29 protein-coding genes are annotated in these 16,078 nt (G+C 68.3%); all 29 read left to right on the top strand.

Annotated features, from left to right (window positions below):
- Positions 1-108 precede the first annotated feature (108 nt).
- The 29 genes from tuf (at position 109) to rpsK (ending at position 15,967) form a co-directional block, all read left to right on the top strand.
- Complete coding sequence (gene tuf, locus N869_RS00285; RefSeq protein ID WP_035056187.1) at positions 109-1,299, top strand: elongation factor Tu; 1,191 nt, start codon at positions 109-111, stop codon at positions 1,297-1,299.
- Between the two features lie 391 nt (positions 1,300-1,690).
- Positions 1,691-1,999, top strand: a complete 309-nt coding sequence (rpsJ, locus tag N869_RS00280; protein ID WP_035056184.1) for a 30S ribosomal protein S10 — start codon at positions 1,691-1,693, stop codon at positions 1,997-1,999.
- Between the two features lie 19 nt (positions 2,000-2,018).
- Positions 2,019-2,681 carry a 50S ribosomal protein L3 gene (gene rplC / locus N869_RS00275; protein ID WP_035056181.1) on the top strand — a complete coding sequence of 221 codons (663 nt, stop codon included), beginning with the start codon at positions 2,019-2,021 and terminating at the stop codon, positions 2,679-2,681.
- Between the two features lie 2 nt (positions 2,682-2,683).
- Positions 2,684-3,382, top strand: a complete 699-nt coding sequence (gene rplD / locus N869_RS00270) for a 50S ribosomal protein L4 (protein ID WP_035056179.1) — start codon at positions 2,684-2,686, stop codon at positions 3,380-3,382.
- Entirely contained in the window at positions 3,379-3,681 is a 303-nt protein-coding gene (gene rplW, locus N869_RS00265; RefSeq protein WP_035056176.1) for a 50S ribosomal protein L23, read from the top strand. The genes rplD and rplW overlap by 4 nt, the downstream gene beginning before the upstream one ends.
- A 34-nt stretch (positions 3,682-3,715) precedes the next feature.
- Positions 3,716-4,552, top strand: a complete 837-nt coding sequence (gene rplB / locus N869_RS00260) for a 50S ribosomal protein L2 (protein ID WP_035056173.1) — start codon at positions 3,716-3,718, stop codon at positions 4,550-4,552.
- Between the two features lie 15 nt (positions 4,553-4,567).
- On the top strand, positions 4,568-4,849 hold the full coding sequence (gene rpsS / locus N869_RS00255; RefSeq protein ID WP_035056170.1) for a 30S ribosomal protein S19: 282 nt from the start codon (positions 4,568-4,570) through the stop codon (positions 4,847-4,849).
- A 58-nt stretch (positions 4,850-4,907) separates the two neighbouring features.
- The gene (gene rplV / locus N869_RS00250) at positions 4,908-5,276 is read left to right on the top strand and encodes a 50S ribosomal protein L22 (RefSeq protein ID WP_035056167.1); all 369 of its coding nucleotides are present in this window, start codon (positions 4,908-4,910) and stop codon (positions 5,274-5,276) included.
- Entirely contained in the window at positions 5,276-6,094 is an 819-nt protein-coding gene (gene rpsC, locus N869_RS00245; protein ID WP_035056164.1) for a 30S ribosomal protein S3, read from the top strand. The genes rplV and rpsC overlap by 1 nt, the downstream gene beginning before the upstream one ends.
- Before the next feature lie 2 nt (positions 6,095-6,096).
- Positions 6,097-6,516, top strand: a complete 420-nt coding sequence (rplP, locus tag N869_RS00240) for a 50S ribosomal protein L16 (RefSeq protein ID WP_035056161.1) — start codon at positions 6,097-6,099, stop codon at positions 6,514-6,516.
- A complete protein-coding gene (gene rpmC, locus N869_RS00235; protein WP_035056158.1) occupies positions 6,516-6,758 on the top strand; it encodes a 50S ribosomal protein L29 in 243 nt (80 codons plus the stop codon). Before rplP ends, rpmC begins: the two co-directional genes overlap by 1 nt.
- 14 nt (positions 6,759-6,772) lie before the next feature.
- Positions 6,773-7,069, top strand: a complete 297-nt coding sequence (gene rpsQ / locus N869_RS00230) for a 30S ribosomal protein S17 (protein ID WP_035056155.1) — start codon at positions 6,773-6,775, stop codon at positions 7,067-7,069.
- A gap of 113 nt (positions 7,070-7,182) precedes the next feature.
- Positions 7,183-7,551 carry a 50S ribosomal protein L14 gene (rplN, locus tag N869_RS00225; protein WP_035056152.1) on the top strand — a complete coding sequence of 123 codons (369 nt, stop codon included), beginning with the start codon at positions 7,183-7,185 and terminating at the stop codon, positions 7,549-7,551.
- A gap of 3 nt (positions 7,552-7,554) precedes the next feature.
- The gene (gene rplX, locus N869_RS00220; RefSeq protein ID WP_035056147.1) at positions 7,555-7,896 is read left to right on the top strand and encodes a 50S ribosomal protein L24; all 342 of its coding nucleotides are present in this window, start codon (positions 7,555-7,557) and stop codon (positions 7,894-7,896) included.
- Positions 7,896-8,474, top strand: a complete 579-nt coding sequence (rplE, locus tag N869_RS00215; protein WP_035056145.1) for a 50S ribosomal protein L5 — start codon at positions 7,896-7,898, stop codon at positions 8,472-8,474. Before rplX ends, rplE begins: the two co-directional genes overlap by 1 nt.
- Before the next feature lies 1 nt (position 8,475).
- On the top strand, positions 8,476-8,661 hold the full coding sequence (locus tag N869_RS00210) for a type Z 30S ribosomal protein S14 (protein ID WP_035056142.1): 186 nt from the start codon (positions 8,476-8,478) through the stop codon (positions 8,659-8,661).
- A gap of 67 nt (positions 8,662-8,728) precedes the next feature.
- Positions 8,729-9,127 (top strand): 30S ribosomal protein S8, encoded by a 399-nt coding sequence (rpsH, locus tag N869_RS00205; protein ID WP_035056138.1) that lies wholly within the window; start codon positions 8,729-8,731, stop codon positions 9,125-9,127.
- A 24-nt stretch (positions 9,128-9,151) separates the two neighbouring features.
- The gene (gene rplF, locus N869_RS00200; protein ID WP_035056135.1) at positions 9,152-9,688 is read left to right on the top strand and encodes a 50S ribosomal protein L6; all 537 of its coding nucleotides are present in this window, start codon (positions 9,152-9,154) and stop codon (positions 9,686-9,688) included.
- Between the two features lie 2 nt (positions 9,689-9,690).
- The gene (rplR, locus tag N869_RS00195; RefSeq protein WP_035056133.1) at positions 9,691-10,062 is read left to right on the top strand and encodes a 50S ribosomal protein L18; all 372 of its coding nucleotides are present in this window, start codon (positions 9,691-9,693) and stop codon (positions 10,060-10,062) included.
- 40 nt (positions 10,063-10,102) lie between these two features.
- Positions 10,103-10,738 carry a 30S ribosomal protein S5 gene (gene rpsE / locus N869_RS00190; protein ID WP_035056130.1) on the top strand — a complete coding sequence of 212 codons (636 nt, stop codon included), beginning with the start codon at positions 10,103-10,105 and terminating at the stop codon, positions 10,736-10,738.
- Complete coding sequence (gene rpmD, locus N869_RS00185; protein WP_035056127.1) at positions 10,738-10,920, top strand: 50S ribosomal protein L30; 183 nt, start codon at positions 10,738-10,740, stop codon at positions 10,918-10,920. Before rpsE ends, rpmD begins: the two co-directional genes overlap by 1 nt.
- 2 nt (positions 10,921-10,922) lie before the next feature.
- Positions 10,923-11,489 carry a 50S ribosomal protein L15 gene (gene rplO / locus N869_RS00180; protein WP_084136290.1) on the top strand — a complete coding sequence of 189 codons (567 nt, stop codon included), beginning with the start codon at positions 10,923-10,925 and terminating at the stop codon, positions 11,487-11,489.
- Between the two features lie 155 nt (positions 11,490-11,644).
- Positions 11,645-12,943 (top strand): preprotein translocase subunit SecY, encoded by a 1,299-nt coding sequence (gene secY / locus N869_RS00175; RefSeq protein WP_035056125.1) that lies wholly within the window; start codon positions 11,645-11,647, stop codon positions 12,941-12,943.
- Positions 12,940-13,515 carry an adenylate kinase gene (locus N869_RS00170; protein WP_035056122.1) on the top strand — a complete coding sequence of 192 codons (576 nt, stop codon included), beginning with the start codon at positions 12,940-12,942 and terminating at the stop codon, positions 13,513-13,515. Before secY ends, N869_RS00170 begins: the two co-directional genes overlap by 4 nt.
- A 7-nt stretch (positions 13,516-13,522) precedes the next feature.
- Complete coding sequence (gene map, locus N869_RS00165) at positions 13,523-14,344, top strand: type I methionyl aminopeptidase (protein ID WP_035056119.1); 822 nt, start codon at positions 13,523-13,525, stop codon at positions 14,342-14,344.
- 152 nt (positions 14,345-14,496) lie between these two features.
- Positions 14,497-14,718 carry a translation initiation factor IF-1 gene (infA, locus tag N869_RS00160; RefSeq protein ID WP_012867920.1) on the top strand — a complete coding sequence of 74 codons (222 nt, stop codon included), beginning with the start codon at positions 14,497-14,499 and terminating at the stop codon, positions 14,716-14,718.
- 85 nt (positions 14,719-14,803) lie between these two features.
- Positions 14,804-14,917, top strand: coding sequence for a 50S ribosomal protein L36 (gene rpmJ / locus N869_RS00155; protein ID WP_003956441.1), 114 nt, complete (start codon positions 14,804-14,806; stop codon positions 14,915-14,917).
- Positions 14,918-15,103: 186 nt separating this feature from the next.
- The gene (gene rpsM, locus N869_RS00150; RefSeq protein WP_035056111.1) at positions 15,104-15,484 is read left to right on the top strand and encodes a 30S ribosomal protein S13; all 381 of its coding nucleotides are present in this window, start codon (positions 15,104-15,106) and stop codon (positions 15,482-15,484) included.
- A gap of 78 nt (positions 15,485-15,562) precedes the next feature.
- Positions 15,563-15,967, top strand: coding sequence for a 30S ribosomal protein S11 (rpsK, locus tag N869_RS00145; RefSeq protein ID WP_035056108.1), 405 nt, complete (start codon positions 15,563-15,565; stop codon positions 15,965-15,967).
- Positions 15,968-16,078: the final 111 nt, after the last annotated feature.

Below are 16,078 nucleotides of genomic sequence, written 5' to 3'. Positions count from 1 at the left end.
GTCGACCACCAGTAACAACCATCAACCTGTAGAGACAGCCGCGCCCCGCAGGCGTCATCCGGCACCTGCAACGTTCGGCACAACTACCCGAGTCCGAGGAGGACCCCAGTGGCGAAGGCCAAGTTCGAGCGGACCAAGCCGCACGTCAACATCGGGACCATCGGTCACGTCGACCACGGCAAGACGACGCTGACCGCTGCGATCTCGAAGGTGCTGCACGACCAGTACCCCGAGCTGAACCCCTTCACGCCGTTCGACGAGATCGACAAGGCGCCTGAGGAGAAGCAGCGCGGTATCACGATCAACATCGCGCACGTCGAGTACCAGACCGAGAAGCGTCACTACGCGCACGTCGACGCTCCCGGTCACGCGGACTACATCAAGAACATGATCACGGGTGCCGCGCAGATGGACGGCGCGATCCTCGTGGTGGCCGCGACCGACGGTCCGATGGCGCAGACGCGTGAGCACGTGCTGCTCGCCCGCCAGGTCGGCGTTCCCTACCTGCTGGTCGCCCTGAACAAGTCCGACATGGTCGACGACGAGGAGATCCTCGAGCTCGTCGAGATGGAGGTGCGTGAGCTCCTCTCCTCGCAGGGCTTCGACGGGGACGACGCCCCGGTCATCCGGGTCTCGGGTCTGAAGGCGCTCGAGGGCGACGCCACCTGGGTCAAGTCGGTCCAGGACCTCATGGAGGCTGTGGACGAGAACGTCCCGGAGCCCGTTCGCGACATGGACAAGCCGTTCCTCATGCCGATCGAGGACGTCTTCACCATCACGGGCCGTGGCACCGTCGTCACCGGCAAGGTCGACCGCGGCAAGCTCGCGATCAACTCCGAGGTCGAGATCGTGGGTATCCGCGAGGCTCAGAAGACCACGGTCACCGGTATCGAGATGTTCCACAAGCAGATGGACGAGGCGTGGGCCGGCGAGAACTGCGGTCTGCTGCTCCGTGGTACCAAGCGTGAGGACGTCGAGCGCGGTCAGGTCGTCGTGAAGCCGGGTTCCATCACCCCGCACACCGACTTCGAGGCCCAGGTCTACATCCTGGCGAAGGACGAGGGCGGGCGTCACAACCCGTTCTACTCGAACTACCGCCCGCAGTTCTACTTCCGCACCACCGACGTCACCGGCGTCATCACGCTGCCCGAGGGCACCGAGATGGTCATGCCCGGCGACAACACCGAGATGACGGTCGAGCTGATCCAGCCGATCGCCATGGAGGAAGGCCTCGGCTTCGCCATCCGTGAGGGTGGCCGCACCGTGGGTTCGGGCAAGGTCACCAAGATCATCAAGTGACGTCCACGAGGGCCCGGGCGCTGAGGCGCCCGGGCCCTCGGCCTGTGCGCCCGTCAACGGGCGCGGCGGCACCCGCCCCACGTCGACCGTCCTCGGAGGATTGGTCAACGCGGCGGATGTCTGGCACACTGTTCAGGTTGCCCGGCGCGGTCATGTCCGCGGTGCGGTGCCCGGAGGCGCTCGTCGCCTGCAGGACGGTCGCAGGCCGGCAACCACGTACGAAGACAGACGTTGAGGATCAGGTTCTGCGCGAAGCGCGGAGCGGGTCCAGACAGCATCCAACGACCTCGTGCCTCACGGTGCGCAGCGCAAGGATGTGTCGCGACAAGCGACACGCCCGAGTGCGGGGGTCGGACAGCTAGCGGTTCGAGAGAGAGAGTCAGACGACGCCATGGCGGGACAGAAGATCCGCATCCGGCTCAAGTCCTACGACCACGAGGTCATCGACAGCTCGGCGCGCAGGATCGTCGACACGGTGACGCGCGCTGGTGCGACGGTCGTGGGTCCGGTGCCGCTGCCGACGGAGAAGAACGTGTTCTGCGTCATTCGGTCGCCTCACAAGTACAAGGACAGCCGCGAGCACTTCGAGATGCGCACGCACAAGCGCCTCATCGACATCATCGATCCCACGCCGAAGGCAGTCGACTCGCTCATGCGACTCGACCTGCCCGCGGACGTGAACATCGAGATCAAGCTCTGAGGCCGGGCAGGAGATCACGATGACCACCCTTCCCCAGAACGCGAAGCCCGTGACCGCGGCGCTCGGCACCAAGCTGGGCATGACCCAGGTGTGGGACGAGGCCGGCAAGCTCGTCCCGGTGACGGTCGTGCAGGTGGGCACCAACGTGGTGACCCAGGTGCGGACCGCTGAGACCGACGGCTACGCCGCGGTTCAGCTCGCCTACGGGCAGATCGACCCCCGTAAGGTCACCCAGCCCCTCAAGGGCCACTTCGAGAAGGCCGGCGTCACGCCGCGCCGGCACGTGGCCGAGATCCGGACGTCGGACGCCGCCGAGCACCAGCTCGGGCAGGAGATCACCGCCGAGGCCTTCACGGCCGGGCAGCAGGTGGACGTCGTCGGGACGACCAAGGGCAAGGGCACCGCCGGTGTCATGAAGCGTCACGGCTTCGCCGGCGTCGGTGCCTCGCACGGTGCCCACCGCAACCACCGCAAGCCCGGGTCGATCGGTGGCGCGTCCACCCCGTCCCGCGTCTTCAAGGGCCTGCGCATGGCCGGCCGGATGGGCCACGTGCGCCAGACCACCCAGAACCTGACCGTGCACGCGGTCGACGCCGAGAGGGGTCTTCTCCTCGTCAAGGGTGCCGTCCCCGGCCCCAAGGGCGGCGTCGTGCTGGTGCGCTCTGCCGCGAAGGGGGCGTGAGCATGACCACGCTGACCGTCGACGTCGTGGACGCCAAGGGCAAGAAGGCCGGCACCGCCGACCTGCCTGCCGAGGTGTTCGACGTCCAGACCAACGTCCCGCTGATCCACCAGGTCGTCGTGGCGCAGCTCGCGGCCGCCCGGCAGGGGACGCACGCCACCAAGACCCGCGGCGAGGTCCGCGGCGGTGGCAAGAAGCCCTACAAGCAGAAGGGCACCGGCCGTGCCCGCCAGGGCTCGACCCGCGCTCCCCAGTTCGCCGGCGGTGGCACCGTCCACGGTCCGCAGCCACGTGACTACAGCCAGCGCACGCCCAAGAAGATGAAGGCGGCTGCGCTACGGGGTGCCCTCTCGGACCGTGCTCGCGCCGGTCGGGTGCACGTGGTCGACGGCTTCGCGGTCGAGGGCAACCCCTCGACCCGTACCGCGCTGGCGACGATCGACGCGCTGACCACCCGTCGCCACGTGCTCGTGGTGCTGGAGCGGGGTGACGAGCTGACCTGGAAGTCGCTGCGCAACGCCGAGCGTGCGCACCTGCTCTTCGCGGACCAGCTCAACACCTACGACGTCCTCGTCTCCGACGACGTCGTGTTCACCCGCGGCGCGCTCGACGCGTTCCTCAACCGCCCCGCCGGACGTGGGGCCAAGGCCGTGGCGACCTCGACCGAGGCTTCGGCCGCCGACGCGGAGGAGACCAAGTGACCACCGTGAACAAGGACCCACGCGACATCCTCATCTCGCCGGTCGTCTCGGAGAAGAGCTACACGCTGCTCGACGAGGGCAAGTACACCTTCGTCGTCGACCCGCGCGCGAGCAAGACCGAGATCAAGATCGCCGTCGAGCAGGTCTTCGGCGTGAAGGTCGCATCGGTCAACACCGCCAACCGCAAGGGCAAGGCCCGGCGGACCCGCTTCGGGATCGGTAAGCGTAAGGACACCAAGCGCGCAATCGTGACGCTGCGCGAGGGCACCATCGACATCTTCGGCGGACCGGTCGGCTGACGCCGGACCGACGAGACACAAGGGACTGACCTCCATGGGAATCCGTAAGTACAAGCCGACGACGCCCGGGCGCCGCGGCTCGAGCGTGGCCGACTTCGTCGAGATCACGCGCTCGCAGCCCGAGAAGTCGCTGGTGCGTCCGCTGCACAAGACCGGTGGTCGCAACAGCACGGGTCGCGTGACCATGCGCCACCAGGGCGGTGGCCACAAGCGCGCCTACCGTGTCATCGACTTCCGTCGCCACGACAAGGACGGCGTTCCGGCCAAGGTCGCTCACATCGAGTACGACCCCAACCGCACCGCACGCATCGCGCTCCTGCACTACGCCGACGGCGAGAAGCGTTACATCATCGCGCCCAACCGGCTCAGCCAGGGCGACATGATCGAGAACGGCCCCGGCGCGGACATCAAGCCCGGCAACAACCTGCCGCTGCGCAACATCCCCACCGGTACCGTGATCCACGCCATCGAGCTGCGACCCGGAGGCGGCGCGAAGATCGCCCGGTCCGCCGGTGCGTCGGTCCAGCTCGTCGCCAAGGACGGCCCCTACGCCCAGCTGCGTATGCCGTCCGGTGAGATCCGGAACGTGGACCTGCGCTGCCGCGCGACCGTGGGCGAGGTCGGCAACGCCGAGCAGTCCAACATCAACTGGGGCAAGGCCGGCCGGATGCGCTGGAAGGGCAAGCGGCCCTCGGTCCGTGGTGTCGCCATGAACCCGATCGACCACCCGCACGGTGGTGGTGAGGGCAAGACCTCCGGTGGTCGGCACCCGGTCAGCCCGTGGGGACAGCCTGAGGGCCGTACCCGGCGTCCCAACAAGCCGAGCGACAAGCTCATCGTCCGTCGCCGCCGTACCGGCAAGAAGCGCTGAGAAGGAGCCTGACAGATGCCACGCAGCCTGAAGAAGGGCCCCTTCGTGGACGACCACCTGCAGAAGAAGGTGGACGCCCATAACGAGTCCGGGGCAAAGACGGTCATCAAGACCTGGTCGCGCCGGTCGATGATCACTCCGGACTTCCTCGGCCACACGTTCGCCGTGCACGACGGCCGGAAGCACGTCCCGGTCTTCGTGACCGAGTCGATGGTCGGTCACAAGCTCGGCGAGTTCGCCCCCACGCGGACCTTCCGCGGCCACGAGAAGGACGACCGCAAGGGCCGTCGCCGCTGACCCCGGGTCAGGTGACACTCTGCGGGTCGACATGACGACACAAGAAGGCAGGACAGCAATGGAAGCCAAGGCGCAGGCGCGGTTCGTCCGTGTCACGCCCCAGAAGGCCCGGCGCGTCGTGGACCTCATCCGTGGCAAGCAGGCCGACGAGGCCGTCGCGACGCTGAAGTTCGCGCCGCAGGCCGCGGGGGAGACCGTCCGCAAGGTGGTCGAGAGCGCGATCGCGAACGCGCGCGTCAAGGCCGACCGCGCGAACGAGGCGTTCGACGCCTCGGCGCTGGTCGTCGCGGCCGCGTACGTCGACGAGGGCCCGACCCTCAAGCGGTTCCGTCCCCGCGCTCAGGGCCGGGCGAGCCAGATCCTCAAGCGGACGAGCCACATCACCGTGGTCGTCGCGCCGGTCGAGAAGAAGGAGAGGGCCCGATAGTGGGACAGAAGGTCAACCCGCACGGGTACCGCCTCGGCATCACCACCGACCACCGGTCGCGATGGTTCGCCGACAGCACCAAGCCCGGGCAGCGCTACCGTGACTACGTCCGCGAGGACGTGCAGATCCGCAAGCTCATGTCCACCGGGCTCGAGCGTGCAGGAATCGCGAAGGTCGAGATCGAGCGGACGCGGGACCGCGTGCGCGTCGACATCCACACCGCACGTCCCGGAATCGTCATCGGCCGCCGCGGCGCCGAGGCGGACCGCATCCGCGGTGAGCTCGAGAAGCTCACGGGCAAGCAGGTCCAGCTGAACATCCTCGAGGTGAAGAACGCCGAGATCGAGGCCCAGCTGGTCGCCCAGGGGATCGCCGAGCAGCTCGCGAGCCGTGTCTCGTTCCGCCGCGCGATGCGCAAGGGGATGCAGTCGGCACTGCGCGCCGGCGCCAAGGGGATCCGGGTGCAGTGCTCCGGTCGTCTTGGTGGGGCCGAGATGAGCCGTTCGGAGTTCTACCGCGAGGGCCGTGTGCCTCTGCACACCCTCCGGGCGAACATCGACTTCGGCACCTTCGAGGCCCGGACCACCTTCGGCCAGATCGGCGTGAAGGTCTGGATCTACAAGGGCGACATGACCGAGAAGGACTTCGCGCGCGAGCAGGCCGCAGCCGGTCCCCGCCCGTCGCGTGGTGGCCCCCGTGGTGACCGTCCCCGTGGGCGCCGCGGCAGCGAGCGCCCCGAGACCCCTGCCCCCGCGCAGGCCGCGCCGGCTGACGCCGCCCCGGCCACGCCGGCAGCCGATTCCGGAACGGAGGCCTGAGCATGCTGATCCCGCGCAGGCTCAAGCACCGCAAGCAGCACCACCCCTCGCGCTCCGGCGCGGCCAAGGGTGGTACCACGGTGGCGTTCGGTGACTTCGGCATCCAGGCCCTGGAGCCCGCCTATGTCACGAACCGTCAGATCGAGGCCGCTCGTATCGCGATGACCCGCCACGTCAAGCGTGGCGGGAAGGTCTGGATCAACATCTACCCCGACCGTCCGCTGACCAAGAAGCCGGCGGAGACCCGGATGGGTTCCGGGAAGGGGTCCCCCGAGTGGTGGATCGCGAACGTCAAGCCGGGCCGCGTGCTCTTCGAGCTCGCCGGTGTCCCGGAGCCTCTGGCCCGTGAGGCCATGCGTCGTGCGATGCACAAGCTCCCGATGAAGTGCCGTTTCGTGGTACGCGAGGGTGGTGGCAGCTGATGGCTATCGGTTCCAAGGAGCTCGCTCCGAGCGCGCTCGACGGCATGGACGACGACGCTCTGGTCGCCGAGCTGAAGAAGGCCAAGGAGGAGCTGTTCAACCTCCGCTTCCAGTCGGCCACCGGTCAGCTCGAGAGCCACGGGCGGCTCAAGGCCGTGCGCCGCGACATCGCCCGGATCTACACGATCCTGCGCGAGCGCGAGCTCGGCATCCGTACCGCACCCAGCGCCAGCGCTGAGTGAGCGAGAGGTCACACATGAGTACTGAGACGAACAGTGCCGAGGGCACCGCGACCGCAGTGCAGCGTCCCTACCGCAAGACGCGGCGCGGCTACGTGGTCAGCGACAAGATGGACAAGACCGTCGTGGTCGAGGTCGAGGACCGGGTCAAGCACCCGCTCTACGGCAAGGTCATGCGACGGACGAGCAAGGTCAAGGTCCACGACGAGGCCAACTCGGCCGGCGCTGGTGACCTCGTCCTGATCATGGAGACCCGCCCGCTGTCCGCGACCAAGCGGTGGCGCCTGGTGGAGATCCTCGAGAAGGCCAAGTAGTTCCGACGCCGCGGGGCCAGCGCTCCGCGGCGGTCGGTGGCTGACCAGACATCCGTTCCGGCCAGGCTCGACGAGCTGACGACGAGAACCGGCCAGACGACAGGAGTAGGTAGATGATCCAGCAGGAGTCGCGACTCAAGGTCGCCGACAACACGGGTGCGAAGCAGATTCTCTGCATCCGTGTTCTCGGTGGATCCGGCCGTCGCTACGCCGGTATCGGCGACGTCATCGTCGCGACCGTGAAGGACGCGATCCCCGGCGGCAACGTCAAGCGTGGCGACGTCGTGAAGGCGGTTGTCGTGCGCACGACCAAGGAGCGCCGTCGTCCCGACGGCTCGTACATCAAGTTCGACGAGAACGCCGCGGTGATCCTCAAGAACGACGGCGAGCCCCGGGGGACCCGAATCTTCGGGCCTGTCGGGCGCGAGCTCCGCGACAAGAAGTTCATGAAGATCATCTCGCTGGCTCCGGAGGTGCTCTGAACCATGGCGAAGATCAAGAAGGGCGACCTCGTCGTCGTCATCTCCGGTCGTGACCGGGGCAAGACCGGGCGTGTGCTCGAGGTCTTCAAGGAGACCGACCGGCTCATCGTCGAGGGCGTGCAGCGCATGACCAAGCACGTCAAGGCCGGCCAGACGGCTCGTGGCACCCGCACCGGGGGCATCGAGACGATCGAGGCACCGATCCACGTCAGCAACGTGATGCTGGTGGACCCGGAGACCAAGAAGGGCACCCGCGTCGGGTACCGCACCGAGCAGGTCGAGCGCGACGGCCGTACCCGTACCGTCCGGGTCCGTGTCGCCAAGCGTTCCGGTAAGGACATCTGATGAGCACTGAGACCGTCGAGACCCAGGCACGCCCCGTGCCTCGACTCAAGACCCGCTACGCCGACGAGATCCTCCCCGCGCTGCGCGAGGAGTTCGGGCACGCCAACGTCCACCAGGTTCCCCGGCTGGTCAAGGTCGTGGTCAACATGGGTGTCGGTGACGCCGCGAAGGACTCCAAGCTGATCGAGGGCGCGATCCGCGACCTGACCGCGATCACGGGGCAGAAGCCTCAGGTGACCAAGGCCCGCAAGTCCATCGCCCAGTTCAAGCTGCGCGAGGGGATGCCGATCGGCGCGCACGTGACGCTGCGCGGCGACCGTATGTGGGAGTTCGTGGACCGCCTCACGGCGCTCGCCCTCCCGCGCATCCGTGACTTCCGTGGGCTGTCGCCCAAGCAGTTCGACGGTCACGGCAACTACACCTTCGGCCTGACCGAGCAGGTGATGTTCCACGAGATCGACCCGGACAAGACCGACCGGCAGCGTGGCATGGACATCACCATCGTGACGACCGCGACCAACGACGACGAGGGCCGCTCGCTGCTCCGCCGTCTGGGCTTCCCGTTCAAGGAGAACTGACATGGCGAAGACTGCCCTGATCACGAAGGCGGCCCGCAAGCCCAAGTTCGCGGTGCGCGCCTACACGCGCTGCCAGAAGTGCGGGCGACCGCACTCGGTGTACCGCAAGTTCGGCCTCTGCCGCATCTGCCTTCGCCAGATGGCTCACCGTGGTGAGCTCCCCGGCGTCACCAAGGCCAGCTGGTAACGACTACGTCGCAGGTCCCCTTGCGCGTGAGCGTGGGGATACCCCGACGAGGAAGGGCACAAGCCCGATGACGATGACCGACCCCATCGCAGACATGCTCACCCGTCTGCGTAACGCGAACTCCGCGTACCACGACTCCGTGACGATGCCCTTCTCGAAGCTGAAGGCCAACATCGCCGACATCCTCAAGGCCGAGGGATACATCGCCGGCTGGACGGTCGAGGACGCCCCCGTGGGCAAGAACCTCACCATCCAGCTCAAGTTCGGCCCCAACCGTGAGCGCTCGCTCGCCGGTGTCCGCCGCGTCTCGAAGCCGGGTCTGCGTGTGTACGCCAAGTCCACCAACCTGCCGCGGGTGCTCGGCGGCCTCGGCGTGGCGATCCTGTCCACGTCCTCAGGTCTCCTGACCGACAAGCAGGCTTCCAAGAAGGGCGTGGGTGGGGAAGTCCTCGCCTACGTCTGGTAACCCCGGAACCGAGAGGAGAGAACCATGTCTCGCATCGGCAAGGTCCCCGTCCCGGTCCCGACCGGGGTGGACATCACGATCGACGACGCGCTGGTGACGGTCAAGGGTCCCAAGGGGACCCTCAGCCACAGCGTGCCCGGCCCGATCTCCGTCGCCCACGAGGACGGCACGATCGTCGTGACCCGCGCGGACGACGAGCGCGCCTCGCGCTCGCTGCACGGACTCACCCGCACCCTGATCGCCAACCTCGTGACCGGCGTCACCGACGGGTACACCAAGAAGCTCGAGATCGTCGGCACCGGTTACCGCGTCACCGCCAAGGGCACCGACCTCGAGTTCGCGCTCGGTTTCAGCCACCCGGTGGTCGTGTCCGCGCCGGAGGGCATCACCTTCCAGGTCGAGTCGCCCACCAAGTTCTCCGTGAGCGGCATCGACAAGCAGCAGGTCGGTGAGGTCGCGGCGAACATCCGCAAGATCCGCAAGCCCGAGCCCTACAAGGGCAAGGGTGTTCGCTACGCCGGCGAGCAGGTGCGACGCAAGGCCGGAAAGGCTGGTAAGTAACCGTGGCAATCACCATTCGTGGCAAGGGCAAGTCCGTCGCCCGGGCCCGCCGCCACCTGCGGCTCCGCAAGAAGATCGCAGGTTCGGCCGCGCGTCCGCGCCTGGTCGTGAGCCGCTCCAGCCGGCACATGGTCGCGCAGGTCGTCGACGACTCGATCGGCCGTACCGTCGCGCACGCCTCGACCCTGGAGCCCGAGCTCCGCGGGCTCGAGGGCGACAAGACCGCCAAGGCACGCCGTGTCGGGGAGCTCGTCGCCGAGCGTGCGAAGGCAGCCGGCGTCGAGGCCGTGGTCTTCGACCGTGGCGGCAACAAGTACCACGGGCGGGTCGCCGCCGTCGCTGACGGCGCTCGCGAGGGCGGGCTCTCGCTATGACGACGATGACCACCACCGTTCGGAAGAAGAGGACTCACTGATGGCTGCACCTCAGCGCAGCAACACCGGCGCCCAGGGCGGCGCCGGCGGCGACCGACGTGACGGTGGTCGCCGCGACGGCGGGCGCCGTGGGGACGCCGCCGACAAGAGCGCGTTCGTGGAGCGCGTGGTCACCATCAACCGGGTGTCCAAGGTCGTCAAGGGCGGTCGCCGCTTCAGCTTCACGGCCCTCGTGGTCGTGGGCGACGGTGACGGCACTGTCGGCGTCGGCTACGGCAAGGCCAAGGAAGTTCCGGCCGCCATCGCCAAGGGTGTGGAAGAGGCCAAGAAGAGCTTCTTCCGCGTCCCCCGCATCCAGGGCACCATCCCGCACCCCATCACGGGCGAGGCAGCCGCAGGCGTCGTGTTCCTGCGCCCCGCGTCGCCGGGTACCGGTGTGATCGCCGGTGGTCCCGTGCGTGCGGTCCTCGAGTGCGCGGGTATCCACGACGTGCTCTCGAAGTCGATGGGGTCCACCAACGCCATCAACATCGTCCACGCCACCGTCGCAGCTCTGCGCGGCCTCGAGGAGCCCGAGTCGGTCGCCGCGCGCCGTGGACTGCCGCTCGAGCACGTGACCCCCGCTGCCATGCTGCGGGCCCGTGCCGAGGGCGCTGCCGCGAAGGCGGGTGCATGATGGCACGTCTCAAGGTGATCCAGACCAGGTCCGCCATCGGCGGCAAGCAGAACCAGCGTGACACGCTGCGGAGCCTCGGCCTCAAGCGCATTGGCGACGTCGTCGTCAAGGAGGACCGGCCCGAGATCCGCGGCATGGTCACCACGGTGGCGCACCTCGTCACCGTCGAGGAGGTCGAGTGACCATGGCAGAGGCCAAGAAGTCCAAGTCCGGCGCGTCCGCCGACGCTGCTCCCGCAGCCTCCAAGACGACCGCCAAGAAGGCCACGACCAAGAAGGACGCAGGTGCCCAGGCACCTGAGTCCAGCACCAGCACCCTGAAGGTGCACCACCTGCGCCCGGCGCCCGGTGCCAAGACCGCCAAGACCCGCGTGGGTCGAGGTGAGGCGTCCAAGGGCAAGACCGCCGGCCGTGGGACGAAGGGCACCAAGGCCCGGTACCAGGTGCCCGAGCGGTTCGAGGGTGGCCAGATGCCGCTCCACATGCGGCTCCCGAAGCTGCGTGGGTTCAAGAACCCGTTCCGCACCGAGTACCAGGTCGTGAACCTGGCCAGCCTCGCGGCGCTGTACCCCGAGGGTGGCGAGGTCACCGTCGAGGACCTCGTCGCCAAGGGCGCGGTCCGCAAGGGCTCGCTCGTGAAGGTCCTCGGGACGGGCGACGTGAACGTCAAGCTCACGATCACCGCCGACGCGGCCTCCGCATCGGCCAAGGAGAAGGTCGAAGCCGCCGGCGGCTCGATCGAGCTGAACTGATTCGGACACAGGGGCCGGGCCGCACCGCGACCCGGCCCCTGTGCCGTCCGGCAGCGGATCTCCGCTAGGGTTCCAGAGGCCTGGTGCGGTGACCCTTCACCGGGTACGGCACACCGGCGTGACGACACACCGCCTACGGGCGAGCAGGAGGACAAGTGCTCAGCGCATTCGTGCGGGCGTTCAGGACGCCCGATCTGCGGCGCAAGCTGCTGTTCACGATCTCGATCATGGTGATCTTCCGGATCGGGTCGTTCATCCCGACCCCCGGGGTGGACTACGGCAACGTGCAGCAGTGCATCGCGGCCATGGATGCCGGCAACAACCTGCTCGGCCTCGTGAACCTCTTCAGCGGGGGAGCGCTCCTCCAGCTGTCGGTGTTCGCGCTCGGGATCATGCCGTACATCACCGCGAGCATCATCGTCCAGCTCCTCCGTGTGGTGATCCCTCGGTTCGAGGCGCTCCACAAGGAGGGCCAGCAGGGCACCGCGAAGCTCACCCAGTACACGCGCTACCTGACCATCGGGCTCGCCGTGCTGCAGTCGACCACGGTCATCACCGTGGCTCGCAACGGGCTGCTGTTCCCCGAGTGCCCCGTGCCGCTCATCCCGGACGACCGCGTCACGACGATCATCCTGATGGTCATCACGATGACCGCCGGCACCGCCCTGATCATGTGGCTCGGCGAGCTCATCACCGAGCGCGGCATCGGCAACGGCATGTCGCTGCTGATCTTCACCTCGATCGCCGCGACGTTCCCCGGCGCGATGTGGTCGATCGCCGGTGGTGACAACGGCGTGGCCAACTTCATCATCGTCATGATCATCATCCTGCTGGTGATCGCTCTCGTGGTCTTCGTCGAGCAGTCCCAGCGTCGCGTGCCCGTGCACTACGCCAAGCGCATGGTGGGGCGCCGGATGTACGGCGGCTCGAGCACCTACATCCCGATCAAGATCAACATGGCGGGCATCATCCCGGTGATCTTCGCCTCGTCGCTGCTGGCGATCCCAGGGCTGGCTGCGCAGTTCGGCGACCAGGCCGCAGGCTGGGTCATCTGGACCCGTGACTACGTGGCCGACCCCGGGGCCCCGCTCCACATCGCGATCTACTTCGTGCTCATCATCTTCTTCGCGTACTTCTACACGGCGATCACCTTCAACCCGGAGGACGTCGCCGACAACATGAAGAAGTACGGGGGCTTCATCCCGGGCATCCGTGCGGGCAGGCCGACGGCCGAGTACCTGGACTACGTGATCTCGCGGATCACAGCCCCCGGGTCGCTGTACCTCGCCCTGGTCGCCCTCATCCCGACCATCACCTTCATCATCCTGGGGGTCGGCGCGAACATCCCGTTCGGTGGCGCATCGATCCTCATCGTGGTCGGCGTCGGCCTCGAGACCGTGAAGCAGATCGAGTCCCAGCTGCAGCAGCGGCACTACGAAGGGTTCCTGCGGTGAGCGCGCGTCTGGTGATCATGGGTCCGCAGGGGGCCGGCAAGGGAACGCAGGCCAGCCGGCTCGCCGAGCACCTCGCCGTGCCCGCCATCTCGACCGGTGACATCTTCCGGGCCAACATCAAGGGCGGCACCGAGCTGGGCGCACTCGCCCAGTCGTACACGTCCAAGGGCGAGCTCGTTCCCGACGAGGTCACCAACGCCATGGTGCGCGACCGGCTCGGCCACGACGACGCCGGCGAGGGGTTCATCCTCGACGGCTACCCGCGCAACGCGGCCCAGGTCGACGAGCTCGACTCCATCCTCGGAGACCTCGGCGTGGCGCTCGACGGCGTCGTCGAGCTGATCGCCGACCGCGACGAGCTCCTCGCGCGGCTGGCGAAGCGAGCCCAGGTCGAGGGACGCGAGGACGACACGCCCGAGGCGATCGAACGGCGCCTGGACATCTACGCGCAGCAGACGGCGCCCCTCACCGACGCGTACGCCGCGCGAGGACTCCTCGTCCGGGTCGACGGGATCGGCGCCGTCGCCGAGGTCACCGACCGCCTCGTGGCTGCCCTCGACGCCCGTTCCTGAGGTCACCGTGTTCGGGCGCGAACGTATCGAGTACAAGTCGGCGGAGCAGGTCAGAGCCATGCGTCGCGCGGGACTGGTCGTCGCGGCCGCCCACGAGGCCGTCCGCGAGGCAGTCCGCCCCGGGGTGACGACCGCCTCGTTGGACGCCGCCGCGGCCCGGGCCATCGCCGACCACGGCGCCACGTCGTCCTTCCTGGGTTACCACGGGTACCCCGCTACGATCTGCGTGTCCGTGAACGAGGAGATCGTCCACGGGATCCCCGGTGAGCGCGTCCTGGAGGCGGGAGATGTCGTCTCCGTCGACTGCGGCGCCGTCGTGGACGGCTGGCACGGCGACGCGGCCTTCACGACCGTGCTCGACCCGGCCGACCCGCTCGACCTCGCGCTCAGCGACGCGACGGAGCAGGCGATGTGGGCGGGGATCGCCGCACTCGCCAAGGGAGACCGCCTCGGTGTCGTCGGCGACGCGGTCGAGGACGTCGTCGCCGCCTCAGGCACGACGTACGGGATCGTCCAGGAGTACGTCGGCCACGGGATCGGCAGTGCGATGCACCAACCCCCCGAGGTCCTGAACTACCGGACCCGGGACAAGGGGCCGCGACTCCGCCCCGGCCTGTGCGTGGCGATCGAGCCGATGCTCACCCGCGGGTCGCGAGCGACCCAGGTGCTGGAGGACGACTGGACCGTCGTCACCGTCGACGGGCACCGAGCAGCCCACTGGGAGCACACCGTCGCCATCGGCCCCGACGGCATCTGGGTCCTCACGGCGCCGGACGGCGGTGCGGCACGCCTGGCAGACCTCGGCGTGACCGTCGCGCCCTGGGAGTGAACGGCCCGTTTACGGCACCGGTCCCGATGGCGTAACATATCCCGTTGGGTGTGTGCCTGCTGCGTGATCAAGGGCACCCATCCGTCCACGTGCGAGGCCTCGAGAAGACCCGCGCGTGGATCCGATCAGTATCCCGAGAGTTAGCGGAGGACATGGCGAAGAAGGACGGTGTCATCGAGATCGAGGGCAGCGTGGTCGAGGCTCTGCCGAACGCGATGTTCCGCGTGGAGCTGGCCAACGGTCACAAGGTTCTCGCCCACATCTCGGGCAAGATGCGCCAGCACTACATCCGGATCCTCCCCGAGGACCGCGTCGTGGTGGAGCTCAGCCCCTACGACCTGTCCCGCGGTCGGATCGTCTACCGCTACAAGTAGCCCGCCGGCGGCCTTGCGGTCGCCCCCGATCGACACTGCCGCCCGTCGCACGCTCCCGTGCGCGTGCGGCGGCGGAGGAACGAGCATGAAGGTCAAGCCCAGCGTCAAGAAGATCTGCGACAAGTGCAAGGTGATCCGCCGGCACGGTCGCGTGATGGTCATCTGCGACAACCTGCGGCACAAGCAGCGCCAGGGCTGAGCCCGGCGACCGGCTCCGTGCCGGTGCCCGCAGGTCGACACAGTCGGCCCTGACCCGCCAGGCGGGTCGAACAGCGCACGATCAGCATCGCACCTCTGCGAGGCAGCCCCCGGTCGGAGGCCGGGGCCCGTGACAACGGGACGATCGTGCGGAAGACCTCCGACGTAGTACAGGAGCACCTGAACCATGGCACGTCTCGTCGGCGTCGACCTCCCCCGCGACAAGCGGCTCGAGGTGGCGCTCACCTACATCTTCGGCGTCGGGCGCACCCGCGCCCAGCAGACCCTCGCAGCGACGGGCATCGACCCGAACCTGCGTGTGCGTGACCTCGGTGACACCGAGCTCGTCGCACTCCGTGACCACCTCGAGGGCAGCTACAAGCTCGAGGGTGACCTCCGTCGTGAGGTCGCCGCCGACATCCGCCGCAAGGTCGAGATCGGCAGCTACGAAGGCCTTCGGCACCGCCGCGGTCTGCCTGTCCGCGGTCAGCGGACCAAGACCAACGCCCGCACCCGCAAGGGCCCCAAGCGCACCGTGGCCGGCAAGAAGAAGGCCGGGCGCAAGTAGCCAGCAGTCCGGGCGGCAGGCGTGGGGTGACCCGCATCCGCCCGGTCCGACGACCTCAGACCAGGAAGAGACCACCGAATGCCTCCCAAGACCCGCTCCGCCGGCGTCCGCAAGCCGCGCCGCAAGGACAAGAAGAACGTCGCCGTGGGCCAGGCCCACATCAAGAGCACCTTCAACAACACGATCGTCTCGATCACCGACCCCTCCGGTGCGGTGATCGCCTGGGCCTCCTCCGGCCAGGTCGGCTTCAAGGGCTCGCGCAAGTCGACCCCGTACGCCGCCCAGATGGCTGCCGAGGCCGCCGCCCGCCGCGCGCAGGAGCACGGCATGAAGAAGGTCGACGTGTTCGTCAAGGGGCCCGGCTCCGGTCGTGAGACCGCGATCCGGTCCCTGCAGGCGACCGGCCTCGAGGTCGGCTCGATCCAGGACGTCACGCCCCAGGCGCACAACGGGTGCCGTCCGCCCAAGCGTCGCCGCGTCTGAGACGACTCCCGGAAGGGCGGGCGACGTGCCCGCCCTTCCGCACAGGTGGCGGCACGAGCCGCACCACTGCACGACCCTGCCGGTGGACCGAGACCGCGCAGGCGGCATGAC

It is taken from the genome of Cellulomonas bogoriensis 69B4 = DSM 16987 (assembly GCF_000767165.1).
In the GTDB taxonomy this organism is placed as follows: domain Bacteria; phylum Actinomycetota; class Actinomycetes; order Actinomycetales; family Cellulomonadaceae; genus Actinotalea; species Actinotalea bogoriensis.
Note: the sequence above shows the minus strand (reverse complement) of the source record. Positions and strands in the feature narration are given on the sequence as shown.

What these genes read in the sequence shown, in the direction of transcription:
- rpsJ (WP_035056184.1), top strand. Translation starts at nt 1,691, where the DNA reads ATGGCGGGACAGAAGATCCGCATCCGGCTCAAGTCCTACGACCACGAG.
- rplC (WP_035056181.1), top strand. Translation starts at nt 2,019, where the DNA reads ATGACCACCCTTCCCCAGAACGCGAAGCCCGTGACCGCGGCGCTCGGC.
- rplD (WP_035056179.1), top strand. Translation starts at nt 2,684, where the DNA reads ATGACCACGCTGACCGTCGACGTCGTGGACGCCAAGGGCAAGAAGGCC.
- rplB (WP_035056173.1), top strand. Translation starts at nt 3,716, where the DNA reads ATGGGAATCCGTAAGTACAAGCCGACGACGCCCGGGCGCCGCGGCTCG.
- rpsS (WP_035056170.1), top strand. Translation starts at nt 4,568, where the DNA reads ATGCCACGCAGCCTGAAGAAGGGCCCCTTCGTGGACGACCACCTGCAG.
- rplV (WP_035056167.1), top strand. Translation starts at nt 4,908, where the DNA reads ATGGAAGCCAAGGCGCAGGCGCGGTTCGTCCGTGTCACGCCCCAGAAG.
- rplP (WP_035056161.1), top strand. Translation starts at nt 6,097, where the DNA reads ATGCTGATCCCGCGCAGGCTCAAGCACCGCAAGCAGCACCACCCCTCG.
- rpmC (WP_035056158.1), top strand. Translation starts at nt 6,516, where the DNA reads ATGGCTATCGGTTCCAAGGAGCTCGCTCCGAGCGCGCTCGACGGCATG.
- rpsQ (WP_035056155.1), top strand. Translation starts at nt 6,773, where the DNA reads ATGAGTACTGAGACGAACAGTGCCGAGGGCACCGCGACCGCAGTGCAG.
- rplN (WP_035056152.1), top strand. Translation starts at nt 7,183, where the DNA reads ATGATCCAGCAGGAGTCGCGACTCAAGGTCGCCGACAACACGGGTGCG.
- rplX (WP_035056147.1), top strand. Translation starts at nt 7,555, where the DNA reads ATGGCGAAGATCAAGAAGGGCGACCTCGTCGTCGTCATCTCCGGTCGT.
- rplE (WP_035056145.1), top strand. Translation starts at nt 7,896, where the DNA reads ATGAGCACTGAGACCGTCGAGACCCAGGCACGCCCCGTGCCTCGACTC.
- N869_RS00210 (WP_035056142.1), top strand. Translation starts at nt 8,476, where the DNA reads ATGGCGAAGACTGCCCTGATCACGAAGGCGGCCCGCAAGCCCAAGTTC.
- rpsH (WP_035056138.1), top strand. Translation starts at nt 8,729, where the DNA reads ATGACGATGACCGACCCCATCGCAGACATGCTCACCCGTCTGCGTAAC.
- rplF (WP_035056135.1), top strand. Translation starts at nt 9,152, where the DNA reads ATGTCTCGCATCGGCAAGGTCCCCGTCCCGGTCCCGACCGGGGTGGAC.
- rpsE (WP_035056130.1), top strand. Translation starts at nt 10,103, where the DNA reads ATGGCTGCACCTCAGCGCAGCAACACCGGCGCCCAGGGCGGCGCCGGC.
- rpmD (WP_035056127.1), top strand. Translation starts at nt 10,738, where the DNA reads ATGGCACGTCTCAAGGTGATCCAGACCAGGTCCGCCATCGGCGGCAAG.
- rplO (WP_084136290.1), top strand. Translation starts at nt 10,923, where the DNA reads ATGGCAGAGGCCAAGAAGTCCAAGTCCGGCGCGTCCGCCGACGCTGCT.
- infA (WP_012867920.1), top strand. Translation starts at nt 14,497, where the DNA reads ATGGCGAAGAAGGACGGTGTCATCGAGATCGAGGGCAGCGTGGTCGAG.
- rpmJ (WP_003956441.1), top strand. Translation starts at nt 14,804, where the DNA reads ATGAAGGTCAAGCCCAGCGTCAAGAAGATCTGCGACAAGTGCAAGGTG.
- rpsM (WP_035056111.1), top strand. Translation starts at nt 15,104, where the DNA reads ATGGCACGTCTCGTCGGCGTCGACCTCCCCCGCGACAAGCGGCTCGAG.
- rpsK (WP_035056108.1), top strand. Translation starts at nt 15,563, where the DNA reads ATGCCTCCCAAGACCCGCTCCGCCGGCGTCCGCAAGCCGCGCCGCAAG.